Annotated in this window: 17 protein-coding genes; 8 read left to right on the top strand and 9 right to left on the bottom strand. The window is 72.0% G+C overall.

Annotated features, from left to right (window positions below):
* Positions 1-48 precede the first annotated feature (48 nt).
* From SM577_RS25180 to SM577_RS25170, 3 genes are all read right to left on the bottom strand, one after another.
* Complete coding sequence (locus SM577_RS25180) at positions 49-732, bottom strand: L-ribulose-5-phosphate 4-epimerase (RefSeq protein ID WP_474581689.1); 684 nt, start codon at positions 730-732, stop codon at positions 49-51.
* Complete coding sequence (gene araB, locus SM577_RS25175; protein ID WP_474588134.1) at positions 729-2,414, bottom strand: ribulokinase; 1,686 nt, start codon at positions 2,412-2,414, stop codon at positions 729-731. The genes SM577_RS25180 and araB overlap by 4 nt, the downstream gene beginning before the upstream one ends.
* Before the next feature lie 214 nt (positions 2,415-2,628).
* On the bottom strand, positions 2,629-3,183 hold the full coding sequence (locus SM577_RS25170; RefSeq protein ID WP_474581687.1) for a hypothetical protein: 555 nt from the start codon (positions 3,181-3,183) through the stop codon (positions 2,629-2,631).
* A 141-nt stretch (positions 3,184-3,324) separates the two neighbouring features.
* Between SM577_RS25170 and SM577_RS25165 the strand changes: the two genes are divergently transcribed.
* Positions 3,325-4,161 (top strand): SMP-30/gluconolactonase/LRE family protein, encoded by an 837-nt coding sequence (locus SM577_RS25165; protein WP_302917325.1) that lies wholly within the window; start codon positions 3,325-3,327, stop codon positions 4,159-4,161.
* 68 nt (positions 4,162-4,229) lie between these two features.
* Here the strand turns inward: SM577_RS25165 and SM577_RS25160 are convergent, their stop codons facing one another.
* On the bottom strand, positions 4,230-4,973 hold the full coding sequence (locus tag SM577_RS25160) for an AraC family transcriptional regulator (protein ID WP_474588133.1): 744 nt from the start codon (positions 4,971-4,973) through the stop codon (positions 4,230-4,232).
* 54 nt (positions 4,974-5,027) lie between these two features.
* Between SM577_RS25160 and SM577_RS25155 the strand changes: the two genes are divergently transcribed.
* Positions 5,028-6,170 carry an MFS transporter gene (locus SM577_RS25155; protein WP_474588132.1) on the top strand — a complete coding sequence of 381 codons (1,143 nt, stop codon included), beginning with the start codon at positions 5,028-5,030 and terminating at the stop codon, positions 6,168-6,170.
* A gap of 85 nt (positions 6,171-6,255) precedes the next feature.
* On the opposite strand, the gene SM577_RS25150 is transcribed toward SM577_RS25155, so the two are convergent.
* The gene (locus tag SM577_RS25150; protein WP_474588131.1) at positions 6,256-6,825 is read right to left on the bottom strand and encodes a GNAT family N-acetyltransferase; all 570 of its coding nucleotides are present in this window, start codon (positions 6,823-6,825) and stop codon (positions 6,256-6,258) included.
* Between the two features lie 161 nt (positions 6,826-6,986).
* On the opposite strand from SM577_RS25150, the gene SM577_RS25145 reads away from it, so the two are divergent.
* The gene (locus SM577_RS25145) at positions 6,987-7,835 is read left to right on the top strand and encodes a TetR/AcrR family transcriptional regulator (protein ID WP_474588130.1); all 849 of its coding nucleotides are present in this window, start codon (positions 6,987-6,989) and stop codon (positions 7,833-7,835) included.
* A 189-nt stretch (positions 7,836-8,024) separates the two neighbouring features.
* Positions 8,025-8,852, top strand: a complete 828-nt coding sequence (locus SM577_RS25140; protein ID WP_474581681.1) for an SAM-dependent methyltransferase — start codon at positions 8,025-8,027, stop codon at positions 8,850-8,852.
* A gap of 145 nt (positions 8,853-8,997) precedes the next feature.
* On the opposite strand, the gene SM577_RS25135 is transcribed toward SM577_RS25140, so the two are convergent.
* Positions 8,998-9,357, bottom strand: coding sequence for a VOC family protein (locus SM577_RS25135; protein ID WP_302917331.1), 360 nt, complete (start codon positions 9,355-9,357; stop codon positions 8,998-9,000).
* Between the two features lie 142 nt (positions 9,358-9,499).
* Here SM577_RS25135 and SM577_RS25130 point away from each other — a divergent pair, with 142 nt between their 5' ends.
* A complete protein-coding gene (locus SM577_RS25130; RefSeq protein WP_302917332.1) occupies positions 9,500-10,210 on the top strand; it encodes a helix-turn-helix domain-containing protein in 711 nt (236 codons plus the stop codon).
* Here the strand turns inward: SM577_RS25130 and SM577_RS25125 are convergent.
* The gene (locus SM577_RS25125) at positions 10,192-10,770 is read right to left on the bottom strand and encodes a dihydrofolate reductase family protein (protein WP_474581680.1); all 579 of its coding nucleotides are present in this window, start codon (positions 10,768-10,770) and stop codon (positions 10,192-10,194) included. The genes SM577_RS25130 and SM577_RS25125 overlap by 19 nt on opposite strands.
* Positions 10,771-10,908: 138 nt before the next feature.
* On the bottom strand, positions 10,909-11,439 hold the full coding sequence (locus SM577_RS25120) for a GNAT family N-acetyltransferase (RefSeq protein WP_474588129.1): 531 nt from the start codon (positions 11,437-11,439) through the stop codon (positions 10,909-10,911).
* 128 nt (positions 11,440-11,567) lie between these two features.
* On the opposite strand from SM577_RS25120, the gene SM577_RS25115 reads away from it, so the two are divergent.
* Positions 11,568-11,930 carry an ester cyclase gene (locus SM577_RS25115; RefSeq protein ID WP_474588128.1) on the top strand — a complete coding sequence of 121 codons (363 nt, stop codon included), beginning with the start codon at positions 11,568-11,570 and terminating at the stop codon, positions 11,928-11,930.
* A 221-nt stretch (positions 11,931-12,151) separates the two neighbouring features.
* Positions 12,152-12,682: a hypothetical protein gene (locus SM577_RS25110; RefSeq protein ID WP_474588127.1), complete on the top strand. Its 531-nt coding sequence runs from the start codon at positions 12,152-12,154 to the stop codon at positions 12,680-12,682.
* Positions 12,683-12,769: 87 nt separating this feature from the next.
* Here the strand turns inward: SM577_RS25110 and SM577_RS25105 are convergent, their stop codons facing one another.
* A complete protein-coding gene (locus tag SM577_RS25105; protein ID WP_302917337.1) occupies positions 12,770-13,258 on the bottom strand; it encodes an Lrp/AsnC family transcriptional regulator in 489 nt (162 codons plus the stop codon).
* 91 nt (positions 13,259-13,349) lie between these two features.
* Between SM577_RS25105 and SM577_RS25100 the strand changes: the two genes are divergently transcribed.
* Complete coding sequence (locus SM577_RS25100) at positions 13,350-14,378, top strand: zinc-binding dehydrogenase (RefSeq protein ID WP_302917338.1); 1,029 nt, start codon at positions 13,350-13,352, stop codon at positions 14,376-14,378.

Here is a 14,378-nt window from a genome sequence, read left to right as displayed (position 1 = left end):
AGAAGGGCGGCGGATGAGCGCGCCGGCCAGTGGTGCGGCGGTGGTCGCTCAGCCCGTCGCCGGGCGTTGGCCGTAGACGTTCTGGTAGCGGTCGTGGAGCGAGTCGATGTCGGCCGGCGCGATCGGCAGCGGCTGCCCGAGGGCGCGGGCCAGGTGCGCGGTGCGGGCGACGTCCTCGCACATCACCGCGGCCTTGACCGCCGCGCGGGCGTCCCGGCCGATCGTGAAGACCCCGTGGTTGCGCATGAGCACCGCGGGTGAGCGGTGCCCGGACAGGGTGCTGACGATCCCCTTGCCGATGTCGTCCCCGCCGATCAGCGCGAACGGCCCGACCGGGATCTCCCCGCCGAACTCGTCGGCCTGCGCGGTCAGCCAGCACGGGATCGCCTCGCCCCGGGCCGCCCAGGCGGTGGCGTAGCCGCTGTGCGTGTGCACGACGCCGCCGACCTCCGGCATCGCCCGGTAGACGTACGCGTGGGCGGCGGTGTCGCTGGACGGTGACCCGGCCCCGTCGACGACCCTGCCGTCGAGGTCGCAGACCACCATGGCGTCCGCGGTCAGGTCGTCGTAGTCGACGCCGCTGGGCTTGATGACCATCAGCTCCTGGCCGGGGACCCGGGCCGACACGTTGCCGGCGGTCCACGCCACGAGGTCGTACCGGGTGAGTTCGCGGTGCAGCCCGGCGACGGTCTCCCGCAGCGCGGCCACCTGCCGGGTCAGGTCGGCGTTCATCGGACCACCTCCAGAACGGTGTCGGCCGGCGCCGCGGACGCGTCGAGGGCCGCGTTCCGGATCGCCCGCAGGCGGAGCATGATGTCGTCGCCGCCGCGGCCGAAGTGGTCGTGCAGCGCGCGGTACTCGGTGAAGAGGGCGTCGTAGGCGCGCACGTTGTCCGGGTCGGGCCGGTAGGCACCCTCGTGCACCCGGCCCATCGCCGCCGACGCCTGGTGGATCGACGGGTACGCCCCGGCGGCGACCGCGGCGTGGATGGCCGACCCGAGCGCCGGCCCCTGAGCGGAGCCGATGATGCCCAGCGGGCGGTTGGTGACGTCGGCGTAGATCTGCATCAGCAGCCGGTTCGAGGTGAGACCGCCGGCCACCACGAGGTCGGCGACCGGCACCCCGGCGTCGACGAACGCCTCGATGATCATTCGCGTGCCGTACGCGGTGGACTCCAGCAGCGCCCGGTAGACGTCCTGCGGTCGGGTGGCCAGCGTCATCCCGACGATCAGCCCGCTCAGGTCGTGGTTGACCAGCAGCGAGCGGTTGCCGTTCCACCAGTCGAGCGCCATCAGGCCGTGCGCCCCGACCGGCTGGGCGGCGGCCAGTTCGGTCAGCCGGTCGTGCGAGTCCGCGCCGGCCGGAGCGGCGTGCCTGACGAACCAACCGAAGATGTCGCCGACGCCGCTCTGCCCGGCCTCGTAGCCCCAGGCACCGGGGCTGATGCCGCCGTCGACGACACCGCACATGCCGGGCACCTCGGCGGGACGCTCGCCGTTGAGGACGTGGCAGGTCGACGTACCCATGATCGCCACCAGCCGGCCGGGCGCCAGGGCGCGGGCGGCGGCGGCCGTGACGTGCGCGTCGACGTTGCCGACCGCGACCGCGATGCCCTCCGGCAGCCCGGTCCAGGCCGCCGCCCGGGCGGTGAGGGTGCCGGCGCGAGCGCCGAGCGGCAGCAGCGGACCGTCCAGCTTGGTCACGAAGTCGGCGAAACCCGGGTCGAGGGCGCTCAGGTAGTCGCTCGACGGATACCGGCCGTCCTGACGGATGCCCTTGTAGCCGGCGGTGCAGACGTTACGGGTCTCGGTGCCGCACAGCTGCCACACGATCCAGTCGGCCGCCTCGATGAAGCGCTCGGCGCGCCGGTAGACCTCCGGGTCCTCCGCGAGGATCTGGAGGCCCTTGGCGAACTGCCACTCGGCGGAGATCTTGCCGCCGTAGCGGCCGATCCACGGCTCGCGCCGCTCGTGGGCCAGCGCGTTGATCCGGTCGGCGTACGGCTGGGCGGCGTGGTGCTTCCAGAGCTTGACCCAGGCGTGCGGCCGGCGGCGCAGCTCCGGGATCTCGCAGAGCGGGGTGCCGTCGGCGAGGGTCGGCAGGACCGTGCAGGCGGTGAAGTCGGTACCTATCCCGATCACCTGGGAGGGGCGTACGCCGGCGGCGGCCAGCGCGGCGGGAACGGCATGGCGCAGGACGTCCCGGTAGTCCTCCGGGTCCTGGAGCGCCCAGTCGGGAGGCAGCGCCGGCCCCCCGTCGGGGAGCCCGGACTCGATCACACCGTGGCGGTACTCGTGCACCGCCGTTCCGACCTCGGCACCGTCGCGTACCCGGACCACCAGGGCCCGCCCGGAGAGCGTGCCGTAGTCGACCCCGACCACGTACCGCTCGCCGGCTCCGTGCACCTCGCCCATGACCACCTCCGATCCGTCACCGCAAGTGTTAACGCTCACATCCAGGCCCGTCAAGATACGTCTCGGCAACAGCTCAGTAACGCACGGCGCTACGGCTGTGTCCGCATTGAACGGTTAAGCACGGATGATGCGGCGCGCGGGCGGGCAGTTCGTTGGCTCCCGGTCCGGGTCAGGGCGTGTTAACGAAAACAGGGATCGGTCGGCGGGGTTCCGCTCAGGCTCCGGCAACCGGCGGTGCGGGCGGCGGTAGCGGCAGTTCGACGGCGGCCGTCTCCCCGACCCGCGTGCTCGAGTGCGCCGGCGGCAGCTTCTCCACTCGTGGCAGGCGGCTGTGCAGCCGTCCCCGGTCGGTCGGGTCCGGCCGACCGTCCACCTGGCAGGTCACCATCCGGATCGGCGCGGGTGGCGCGGTGAACCGGCCGGCGCCCCAACGCACCCAGAGCGGGATCCGCCCCGCGTCGGCTTCGGCGAGCAGCTTCTCCCAGGTCCGGCGGCGCGTACCGTGGTCGACCTCGATGACGACCGGTGGTCCGTCCGGGCGCGCGCAGGCCACGTCGAGCACCGACCGCTGTGCGGACATCGGCGGCGGCAGCGGCAGCACGCTGGGCGCCCGCCGGTAGACCCGCCAACCCTGCTCCGCCGCCCAGCCGACCACCACCTCGATGAGTCGGGCGGTGACCTGGTCGGTGGTCAGGTCGGTGAACGTGACGGCGTCGAGCCGCTCCCCCAGCGACGCCGCCAGGCGCTCCCCGTCCGCATCGACCGCCACCGCCGCAGGGTAACCGCGCGACCGCTGTCGTCGCCGGCAGGGCAGCCGGGAACCCCGGGTCAGCCGGGGCGGACCCAGCCGCCGATGCGCGATGATTCCGAGAACGGAAAGCCCCCGTCTCCAAGCAGAGGGAGAAGCGTGATGAGCGAACCCGACGTCCTGATGCGAGGCATCGTGTTCGGCGAGTCGCCGCGCTGGCATGACGGGCGGGTCTGGTTCTCGGACTGGGGCGCGAACCAGGTGATCGCGCTCGACGCTGACGGCGGTCACGAGGTGGTGGCAACCGTCCCGTCGTTCCCGATGTGCATCGACTTCCTGCCCGACGGGCGGCTGCTCGTCGTGGACTCGGCCCGGCGACGGCTGCTGCGCCGGGAGCCGGACGGGTCGCTGGTCCGGCATGCCGACCTCTCCGGCGTCTCGGAGAAGCCCTGGAACGACATCGTGGTCGACGACAGGGGCAACGCCTACGTCAACACCATAGGTTTCGACTTCCCCGGCGGTGAGTTCGCACCGGGCCTGGTCGTGCTCGTCACCCCGGAGGGCGACGTCGAGCGGGTGGCCGACGACCTCGCGTTCCCCAACGGCATGGCGATCAGCCCGGACGGGGCGACCCTGGTGGTCGCCGAGTCGTACGCGAACCGGCTCACCGCCTTCGACATCGGCAGCGACGGCGCCCTCGGCAACCGGCACGTGTGGGCGGAGACGCCCGACGACCATCCCGACGGCATCTGCTTCGACGCCGAGGGCGCCCTCTGGTATGCCGACGTCGGCAACCAGCGCTGCGTTCGGATCCGTGCCGGTGGTGAGGTGTTGGCCACCGTCGGCCTCGACCGCGGCGCCTTCGCCTGCGTGCTCAGCCGCGAGCCGGAGCCGCGCTTGTTCGTCGTCGGCCAGACCTGGGGCGGACCGGAGCCGTCGGCACCCAGCGGGGTGTTGGTGGCGTTCCCGGCGCCCGCACCGGGAGCCGGGAGGCCGTGACCCGGGCACGGCGTCCACCGCCGATGTCCCGCCGATCGATGACGCGCGTGAGCGGCAGCCTGCGGTGGCTAGCCGGCGGGATGGGTGCCGGGGGTGTGCCCGAAGGTGCGTCGGAACACGTCGATGAACGCGCTCGCCGAGGACCAGCCACACCGGTGCGCCACGGCGGTCACCGGCGTGCTGGCCGCCAGGAGGACGAGAGCGTGATGCAGGCGTAGCTGGGTGCGCCACTGCGGGAAGGTCATCCCGAGGTCGCTGCGGAACAGCCGGGACAGGGTGCGATCGCTGGCGCCCACCGCACGACCGAGTTCGGCGAGCGTACGGGTGTCGCCCGGGTCGGCCTGCAACATGGCGCACAGGGCCTGCAACAGCGGCGTGCGGGGTGCTGGAACGTGCAGCCGCTGCTGAGGAGCGGCCCGCACCTGGTCGAGCAGCACGGCGCGCATCCGGGCGCGCTCCGGGCTGCCGTCGTCCGTGCTGCGGGTGTACGCGACGATCAGTTCGCGCAGCAGTGGGCCGACGGACAGCACCGTCGGGGTGTCCACACCGAGCGGATTGTCCTCGGCGGGCAATCCGACCAGGTGCAGGTCGAGGTCGCCGTAGGCACGGTGGGCGTGCACCGTTCCCGCCGGCACCCAGATCGCGCGCGTGGCCGGAGCGATCCACGATCCCTCGCTGGTCGTCACGGCCAGCACCCCCCGACCGGCATAGACGATCTGGTGGTCGTCGTGCCGGTGAGCGTCGATCTCCCCTCCGGACGCGAGCCGCTGGGTGCGGGTGGGCGCAACCGGGTCGTGGCGTATTTCCGTCATTAGTTGGCAGTTTATCGGAAGCCAGACAGGGCGCGGCCGGGAACCATCGAGGGGGTGCGAAGGAGAACCTCGATCACCCTGCTCTCCGTCGGCCATGCCTGCGTCGACGTCTATCAGGGCGCCGTCGCGGCGCTGGTGCCGCTCTTCGTCGCCGAGCGGGCCTACACCTACGCGGCGGCGTCCGGGATCGTGCTCGCCGCGTCCCTGCTGTCGTCGGTCGCGCAGCCCGCCTTCGGCGCCCTCACCGACCGCTGGGCGCTGCCGTGGTTGCTGCCGGTCAGCACCCTGGTGGGCGGGGTCGGCATCGCGCTGAGCGGACTGAGCGGCGACTACCCCCTCACCCTGCTGTTCGTGGCGCTCTCCGGGATCGGCGTGGCCGCCTACCATCCCGAGTCCGCGCGCCTCGCTCGTGCGGCCAGCGCGGGCAGCCACACCGCCATGGCCTACTTCGCCACCGGCGGCAACGTCGGCTTCGCCCTGGCCCCGCTCCTGGTCGCCGCGGTCACGGCTGCCGGTGGCCTGAGCTGGACGCCGCTGATGGTCGTGCCGGCCCTCGCCGGCACCGCGATGGCAGTGCCCCTGCTGCGCACCCTCGCCCGACGCCAGCGCACCGGGAGCGGAGAGCCGGCGCCGGTCGGGCGGGACGACACCGCCTCGTTCACCCGGCTGAGCCTGGCCGTGGTGTTCCGGTCGATCGCGTTCGTCGGCCTCAGCACGTTCGTGTCCCTCTACGCCCAGCAGCGCATGAGCGGCGGCACGGCGGCCGGCACGGCGGCGTTGTTCGTGCTCTACCTCGGTGGCGTCGTCGGCTCGGTCCTCGGTGGCGCCGCGGCACATCGGTGGGGCCGGGTGGCGGTGTCCCGCCGGTCCTACGCGATCACCGCGATCGCGGTCGCCGGGGTGGTGCTGGTGCCCGGACCCGCCCTCTACCTGTTCGTGGCGTTGACATCGGTCGGCCTCTACCTCCCCTTCTCCCTGCAGGTCACCCTCGCGCAGGACTACCTGCCCACCAGGGTCGGCACGGCAAGTGGGATCACCCTGGGCCTGACCGTCAGCGTCGGGGGCATGGCCAGCCCGCTCCTCGGCCGCCTGGCCGACGCCACCTCGCTCCAGGTCGGACTGATGCCACTCATCGTCATGCCGGCACTGAGCTGGCTGATGTTCCGCAGCCTGCGCGATCCCGAGCCGGCCCGGTGATCCTGGGCCGTGGGCCGTGGGCCGTGGGACGTGGGACGTGGGCCGTCGCGGCGGCGCGGCGAGGCCGCCCCTCGCGGTCGTCCGCCTAGGGATGGTCGGGGCGTGGGTGCCGCCACATCGGCCACAGCACCGGACCTCCGGCGGGTAGTGCCAGGGGCCGGCCACGGTCGCGGAAGTCGTGGCGTAGGTAGAGCCGGCGGCTCTGTTCGGTGGAGGCTTCGAGATACACCGGTAGGGCGGCGGCGTCCGCGACGCGCAGGCCCTCGGCGAGGATCGCGGCGCCGGCGCCGCGCCCTCTCAGGGGCGGCCGAACGGCGATCGAGGCGAGGTAGACGTGCGGTTCGCGGGGACGGTGCCCGAGCACCGTCTCGTTCACCACCGCCAGCCGCCGCGCGACGGCGTCGTCTCCGATCGTGGCCGTCGCGAGCCGCTCGGCTTGCCTCTCCAACTCCTCCGCGCGATGGTGGAGCCACACCGATATCCCGGCGAGGGTGCCGTCGGGAAGTTCGGCGAGGATGACCTGCTCGGTGCGGACCGCGCCGGCCAGTAGCTCACGGAACATCGACCGCGCGCACGCGGCCCGCTGTACCGGGTCCGGGATCACCCAGCACAACACGGCTTCGTCGGCGAACGCGGCCGAGTAGGCGGCGACCACGGCGTCCAACTCGGCGGGCCGGGCGCGACGGGCGGTGACGACGGGATGAGACACGGGCGCTCCTTGCTGGATCCGGGAATGGCTCCTCCCACGGTGGCCGGCCGAGCCACCCGGGCGGGAGTAGTTTCGTCACGACAACCGTTGTGACGAAAGGGATCCGGATGGAACGGTGGTGCGTCGAGTGCCGGGCCGACCTGCCGCCGGCCGCCGGCCGGGGACGAGCGCGCCGTTACTGCTCGCGTAGCTGCCAGGCCCGGGCCTACCGCCGCCGCCGGGACCGTGGACGGGTCACGCCCGCCCCCCGCCCGCTCGGCGCTCCCACTCAAAGCGGGGGTTCTGCCTCCCGGGAAGACCTGGTTCGCGTCGCCGTACGCCTGGCCGACGCCCGCGGCCTCGACGCGGTGTCGGTTCGTGCCGTGGCGCACCGGGCCGGCGTCACGCCGGAGGCGGTCTACCGCTGGGTACGCAACCGGGACGACCTGCTCAGCGCGATGGCCGAGCACGTGCTCGGCACCCCTCGGCACCGCGACGACGGCCACGGCACGCCGCGCGAACGCCTCGAACGACTGGGCCGCGCCGAATGGGCTCTGTACCGCCGCCACCCGTGGCTGCTGACCGTCCTCGCGAGTACGCGACCACCCACCGGACCGCGGGTGCTGGCGATGGTCGACCGCGCCGTGAACGCCCTCGTCGACGCCGGACACGACCCACCGGACGCGTTCGCGGGCTATCTCGCGCTCAGCGGCTACGTGCAGGGTATGGCGCTGCTCCCCCTGGCCGAGCAGGCGGAATGCGACGCCGGCGGCACCGCGTGGTCGACCTGGTCGTCCACCACCTTCGGGCGCCTGGAACGCGCCGGCCGCACCGGCGGCCGTCCCTGGCTCGCCGCGGCACGTCCGGTCGGCCGGACCGACCCGGACCAGGACCTGGACCGCTGGTTCGAGTTCGGCCTCCACCGCCTTCTCGACGGCCTCGTCCCGCCCTCACCAACCGGCGACCCCAGCTCGTGAACCAGCCGTTCACCAGGCAGTGCGGACGGACGGCACGCGTCCGCCTACCAGCGGGGCCGTCCGGGCGGTAGCCGGCATCCCGGGCCTTCTATATGGTGGCACGGTTGCGGGCGGTTGCTTCCCCGATGGCCGGCCCGCGACCGAATTTCCGCGATGGCAGTCGAAACCCCAAAGGTGCTCATTGTGACCGTGGACTCACCGGCAAGCGACCGGCCCGAGCCGGGCAACCCCGACGTGCGGCAGAAGATCGACACGTCGGTGCCGCATTCGGCACGGATCTGGAACTACTGGCTCGGCGGCAAGGACAACTTCGCCGTCGACCGCGCGGCCGGCGACCAGTATCGCCAGGTCTTCCCCGGCGTCGTCGACGTCGCCCGCGCTTCCCGGCAGTTCCTCGTCCGCACGATCACGTTCCTCGCCGGTGAGGCGGGTATCCGCCAGTTCCTCGACGTCGGTACCGGGCTGCCGACGGCGAACAACACCCACGAGGTGGCGCAGCGGATCGCGCCGGACGCCCGGATCGTCTACGTCGACAACGACCCGCTGGTCCTGGTGCACGCCCGTGCGCTGCTGGTCGGCACGCCCGAGGGCAGGACCGCGTACATCGACGCCAACCTCCACGACCCCGCCGCGGTCATCGCCGAGGCCGGCAAGACGCTCGACTTCCAGCAGCCGATCGGGCTCATCCTCAGCGGCGTCATGGGCCACGTACCCGACTACGAGACCGCCCGGTCGCTCACCCGTCAGCTGCTGGCGCCCCTGCCGTCCGGCAGTTACCTGTCCCTCAACGACGGCACCAGCCTGATCAGCCCGGAGATGCAGAAGGCGCAGGACGACTACAACGACACCGGCGCGACGCCGTACACGCTGCGCTCACCCGACCAGATCGCCGGGTTCTTCGAGGGCCTGGAGCTGGTGGAGCCGGGCGTTGTGCCGTGCCCGCAGTGGCGACCCGACGACGAGGTCGACACGCCCGCCGACATCGACGCCTTCGGCGGGGTGGGGCGCAAGCCCTGAGCCGCGCGGGTTGACGACGTGCCCGCCCGGCATGCGGTCGCATGCCGGGCGGCCGCTCAGGAGCCGGTCGGCCGTCAGCCGGGACCGGGTTCCCGCGGTCGACGACGCCGGCCGCACCGAGCGTCGGGCGCCGCCGGCCTGTCGGCTACCGCCACCTGGTCAGGTTGAGCATGTTGCCGTCGGGGTCGAGCACGTGCGCGACCCGCTGGCCCCACGGCATGTCGTTGGGCTGTCCCGGCACGGTGCCGCCGGCTGACTCGACCGTGGGCAGCAAGGCGTCGACGTCCGGGACGTCGGCGCTGAGGATGATCCGTACCGGTGCGCCGATCCGGGTGTCGTCCTTCTGCACGAGGCCGAGCACCGTCTCGCCGATCCGCAGCTCGACGTAGAACTCCGGGCCCTCCTCGGGTACGCGCAGCGTCTGCGTAGCGCCGAGCACCTTCTCGTAGAAGGTGCGCAGGCGGGGCAGGTCGGGCGTGCTGACGACGGGTTGGATCGAGGTCATCGGAAGTCTCCTGAGGTTGGTTGTCAGGAAGGAAGACCAACCAGCCTCCCGGAACTCATCGGTGCCGCAGAGCCCCGGTTACGGATCACGTCGAGGACGCTCGCGGTCACCGGACCGCGACCGCAGCCGCTACTCTGCTCCCGTGGGACTGCGGTTCACGACGCGCGCGTCCGACTCGCCCTGGATCGACACCGTGTGGACCTGCACGAGCGAGCGGGTGACGCAGATGACCTCCGTCGCGACCGTGCACTGGGGCCTGGTGTTCTGGAACCAGGAGGGCAAGGCGTACGCGGCCGTTTCCGGCCCCGAGTCCGGCGCCGGCGTCGCGCCCGTGCCGGAGGGTGCGACCTTCGTCGGCATCGAGTTCTCGCTGGGCACGTCGCTGCGGGCGGTGCCCACGCCGGCCCTGGTCGACGCGGGCGTCGAACTGCCCGGCGCCACCCGCCGCACCTTCCAGTTGGACGGTGCGCGCTGGGAGACGCCCGGCCCGGACGACGCCGAGGCCCTGGTCGGCCGTCTGGTCCGGGCTGGCGCCGTGGTCCGGGATCCGCTCGTCACCGAGGTCCACTGGGGCGGCCGTACCGAGGTGTCGGCACGCACCGTGGAACGCCGGTTCCGCGCCGCGACCGGGCTGACCCAGGGCGCCGTACGGCAGATCGAACGCGCCCGCGAGGCCGCGCTGCTGCTGGCCGGCGGCCTCGCGGCCGCCGACGTCGTCGGCCGGCTCGCGTACTACGACGAGCCGCACCTGGCCCGGGCGTTGCAGCGGTACGTGGGACGCACGGCACGGCAACTGCGGGAAGGTGGCGGCGGCGCCATCGCCCTGGACCTGGTTCAGCCGGTGACGTCGTAGATCAGCTTCAGCACGCCGTTCGGGTAGGCGGCGAAGTCCCGCAGGCGCAGCACCTGCTTGTCCTTGTCTTCGGCGCTGAACAGGCTCTTTCCGGCGCCGAGCAGCGTCGGGAAGACGAGCAGGTTGTAGCGGTCGATCAGGCGTGCGTTCGACAGGCGTCGGGCCAGCTCGGCGCTGCCGTGGATGAAGATCGCACCGCCCTCGCTCTTCTTGAGATCGAGAACGTCGTCGGTGGAACGCAGGATCGTCGTCGGGCCCCAGCCCTCGACGAGCGCGTCCTCGGGCAGCGTGCTCGACACGACGTACTTCGGCAGGTCCTTGTAGGCGGCGTGGTCCTCCGAGTCCCGCCATACCGGCGCGAACATCTCGTAGCTACGGCGGCCGAACAGCAGCGCGGTGGTCTCGGCGAGCTCCTCCCCCTTGAGAGCGAAGGCCTCGGGCAGGACCTCGACGTCCTTGAACACCCAGCCACCGCTGCGGTGCTCCTCGCCCGGCCCGCCGCCGGGCGAGTCCACCACGCCATCGAGCGACATGAACCCGGTGTAGACCAGCTCACGCATGTGTCTTCTCCTCGTAATCGGAATGCCGGCGCCCATGATAGGAGCGGCCATGGCGGCCGTCTTGTACAGAAACGACGGCCGAGGTTCCCGGTGGCGCGGGGCCCCACGACCGCCGCCAGCTCGCCGACACGGTGCTGCTCAGCCGGTTGCCCAGGACCGGTTCACCACCTGGTACATGGCGTGGTCCTGCCACCGGCCGGCGATGTTGAGGTACTCCGGCGCCATGCCGAACCGCACGAACCCGTTGCGTTCCAGCACCCGCTGCGATCTGACGTTGTGCAGCAGGGTCTCCGCCTGCACCCGGTGCAGCCCCAACTCCTCGAAGGCCACCCGCACGATCTCACGTACCGCCTTCGTCGCGAACCCTCGGCCGTTGTGACTGGCGCTCACCCAGTAGCCCATCGCGCAGGACTGGAAGGGGCCGCGCACTATGCCGTTGAGCGTGATGCGGCCGATCACCCGCCCGGAGTCGTCGAGGATGACGTGGGGCAGCTTCGGTCCCTGCTCGTACTGCTGGAGATCGGCTGCGATGACGGCGCGCTGGCCGTCTGCCGTGAAGTAGTCCTCACTCCGGAGCGGGTCCCACGGCGCGAGAAAATCACGGTTGACGCGGAGCAGGTCGGCCAGGGCCGGCGCATCCTCCGGGGTGATGAGTCGGGTGATCGTCACCCGTCCATCGTCCCAGGCGGGATGTGCCCCTCCTCGCCAGGCCGCACCGGCAGCGAAGTGGTTCCGGGTGACTGGGGCCACCGGCGGGCGGGCTTCCCGTCCGAGCTCCCGGCTGCCAGGGTGACGTCATGGTCGACAGCGAGGTGACGCGCCGCGTCGTCGGTGACTTCCTCCGGTACGTCCGCTCCGGCCGGGAGCCGCAGCGGGCGGCGGAGTTCATGGCGCCCGCGGTGCGTGCCCACCAGGTGCAGTCCGAGGACCTCGCCACCGTCGAGCGGACGCCGGCCGACTACGCCGAGCACGTCCGGGAGATGACCGCCACCTGGGGCGCGTTCGACCTCACGGTCGAGGAATTCCTCGTGGATGGCGCGCGGGCGTACGTCCGGCTGGTCCAGGTGGGGCGGCACCTCCAGCCGGTGGCTGGGATCGCGCCGACTGGTCGGACCGTCCGCCAGATCAACTCGGTCGTCTACCACGTCGAGGATGGCTGATCAGGGAGTACTGGATGCAGATCGACCGGGCCGGGCTGCTGGCCCAACTCCGCGACGATTCCTGACCCCTTCGGTTCAAGAACTCGTCGTCGCACAGCGATGGACGTGCGTCGTCACATCGCCACCCCGCTTCCATTGCCAACCGACGCGGACCGAGACAGCCAGGCAAACTAGGTCCGGCGACTCAGGCGAGTCGATGCCCGTTGGACGAGACTCAGCGCATGACCAGCGCAGCCGAGGGTGAGCAGCATGGCTCTGCCGTCGAGCGGTCCTCCCCCACTCCCGGGCGGGGCCACTGGGCATGGCCGTGGGTCCTGCTGATCCTGACCCTGCCGGGCGCCGGGCGATCCCTGTACGTAGCCGCCGTGAACGCCGCGTCATTCTTCGGCGAGCAACCCTCCCCCAGCGAACACGCCAACGCCGGTGCCGCTGCCCTGTCCGGAGCATCGCTGTGGCTGGCAACAGCCGTCGTCACGGCGGTCGTGTTCCGCCGCGTCGTGGTGCCCGTGCTGTGTGGCCTCGGCGTCGCCTACTTCGCCGCGCTGGCCTATCCGGCTCTGCGGCGACCTGCTCCGCTGGACACGGCGGATTTCGCTGCCTGGCTCTCGGCCTGGGCGCCACCGACGAGTTGGATAGTGGGCGTCTGCGGCGCCTTCGCCCTGGTGCTGCGGACGTGCGGCCGCCTACGAACAGCAGTGTCGGAGAGCGGCGGCCACGCGGGCCACCGCCGATGCCGTCGCTGGCTCCGGTAATGATGATGGTTCGCTGGAAAAGCGTCCGGCGGCGCAGGCGTCGGAACAGCCGGACGCGCTCAGCCTGCTCGACAACAGCAGCGTGACTCAGCCGTCTGTCGGGATCCACGCGGCGATGTCGACGTCACGTGGGTGTACGGGTTCGGAGAGGACGACGCCGGTGGTGGTGTCGCCCAGTTCGGTGAGGCGCTCGATGACCTGCTCAAGGTGCTCCGCGTCCCGCACCGCGATGGTCAGCTCGTAGCAGTTGTGCCCGGTGACGTGGACGCAGGAGAGCACGTGCCCGATGGCGAGCAACTGCTCACGCACCCCCCGGGAATTGCGGACGGAACGGTGCCGCGGACGCAGGGACACGTGGGCGCGCAGGCCCAGCCCGAGCCGGGCGAGGTCGAGGTGGACCCCGTAGCCCTTGATGACGCCGGAGTCCTCGAGGCGCCGCATCCGCTCGGCGACCGCCGGGCGGCTCAGCGACACGCGGCGGCCCAGCTCGGCGACGCTGATCCGGGCGTCACGGGAGAGTTCACGGATGATCGCGAGATCCGCGGCGTCCCACGATGACGATCTGTCGGCAGCCAAGGGGGATCAACTCCTTATCGACGGTCGATGCGCGCTGATGCCGTCGAAGTGGCATGGGCGAAGGGTCCGCTGCAGCCTACTGTCATCCACCATGAAGGCGACGGTCCTGCGCGAGGCTGGCTGGGTGGACGTCATCGACGTCCCCGACCCGATGATCGAGCATCGTGGTGACGCCGTGGTGAGGGTGTCCCTGGCGGCCGTGTGCGGATCCGATCTCTGGCCCTACCGGGGCCAGGAGTCGTTCACGCCCGGCGATCGCATGGGGCACGAATGGATCGGGGTTGTCGAGGAGGTCGGCGCGGACGTCGCTCGGGTCCGGCCGGGCGATCTCGTTCTGGCCCCGTTCGCCTTCGCGGACGGAACCTGCCCCGCATGCCGTGACGGCTGGTTCACCTCCTGCCCTGCCGGCGGCTTCTGGGGTGGTGGCAACGGCGGGGGTCAGGCCGAGGCCGTCCGCGTGCCGTTCGCCGACGCGACGCTGGTCCCGGTGCGTACGGATGCTGACGCGGAGCTGGTGCGCCGACTGCTGCCGCTGACCGACGTGATGGCGACCGGCACGCACGCCATCGCGCTGGCCGGCGTCCGGCCGGGTGTGACCGCCGTCGTCCTGGGCGACGGTGCCGTCGGGCTCTGCGCAGCGCTCGCCGCGCGCCGTGCAGGAGCGGCACGGATCATCCTCGTCGGCCGTCACCCCGACCGGAGCGCTCTCGCCACACGGATGGGGGCGACTGATGTCCTCGCCGCCGACGACCCGGCGACCGTCGGCCTCATCCGGGAGGCGACCGAGGGTGGCGTACCGGGCGTCGCCGAATGCGCAGGGACGCAGTCCGCCCTCGACCTCGCGATCGATCTGGTCCGGCCGGGCGGCACGATCGGCTCCGTCGGCGTACCCAACGGCGTGGACCGGGTCGACCTCTACCGGCTGTTCCGCCACAACATCACCCTGAGGGCCGGGGTCGCCCCGGCCCGCCGTTACCTGGAGCCCCTCCTTGCCGACGTCCTCGCCGAGCGGCTGGACCCGTCACCCGTCTTCTCGGCCGAGGTCCCCCTCGATGCCGTCGCCACCGCCTACCAGGCCATGGCCACCCGCCAGGCAGTCAAGATCGCCATCCGGCCTTGA

Source organism: Micromonospora desertarenae, assembly GCF_056150265.1.
Note: the sequence above shows the minus strand (reverse complement) of the source record. Positions and strands in the feature narration are given on the sequence as shown.

Bases quoted from the DNA above. Each gene is read 5' to 3' on its own strand.
- SM577_RS25180 (WP_474581689.1), bottom strand. From the start codon at position 732: ATGAACGCCGACCTGACCCGGCAGGTGGCCGCGCTGCGGGAGACCGTC.
- araB (WP_474588134.1), bottom strand. From the start codon at position 2,414: ATGGGCGAGGTGCACGGAGCCGGCGAGCGGTACGTGGTCGGGGTCGAC.
- SM577_RS25165 (WP_302917325.1), top strand. From the start codon at position 3,325: ATGAGCGAACCCGACGTCCTGATGCGAGGCATCGTGTTCGGCGAGTCG.
- SM577_RS25160 (WP_474588133.1), bottom strand. From the start codon at position 4,973: ATGACGGAAATACGCCACGACCCGGTTGCGCCCACCCGCACCCAGCGG.
- SM577_RS25145 (WP_474588130.1), top strand. From the start codon at position 6,987: ATGGAACGGTGGTGCGTCGAGTGCCGGGCCGACCTGCCGCCGGCCGCC.
- SM577_RS25135 (WP_302917331.1), bottom strand. From the start codon at position 9,357: ATGACCTCGATCCAACCCGTCGTCAGCACGCCCGACCTGCCCCGCCTG.
- SM577_RS25125 (WP_474581680.1), bottom strand. From the start codon at position 10,770: ATGCGTGAGCTGGTCTACACCGGGTTCATGTCGCTCGATGGCGTGGTG.
- SM577_RS25115 (WP_474588128.1), top strand. From the start codon at position 11,568: ATGGTCGACAGCGAGGTGACGCGCCGCGTCGTCGGTGACTTCCTCCGG.
- SM577_RS25110 (WP_474588127.1), top strand. From the start codon at position 12,152: ATGACCAGCGCAGCCGAGGGTGAGCAGCATGGCTCTGCCGTCGAGCGG.
- SM577_RS25100 (WP_302917338.1), top strand. From the start codon at position 13,350: ATGAAGGCGACGGTCCTGCGCGAGGCTGGCTGGGTGGACGTCATCGAC.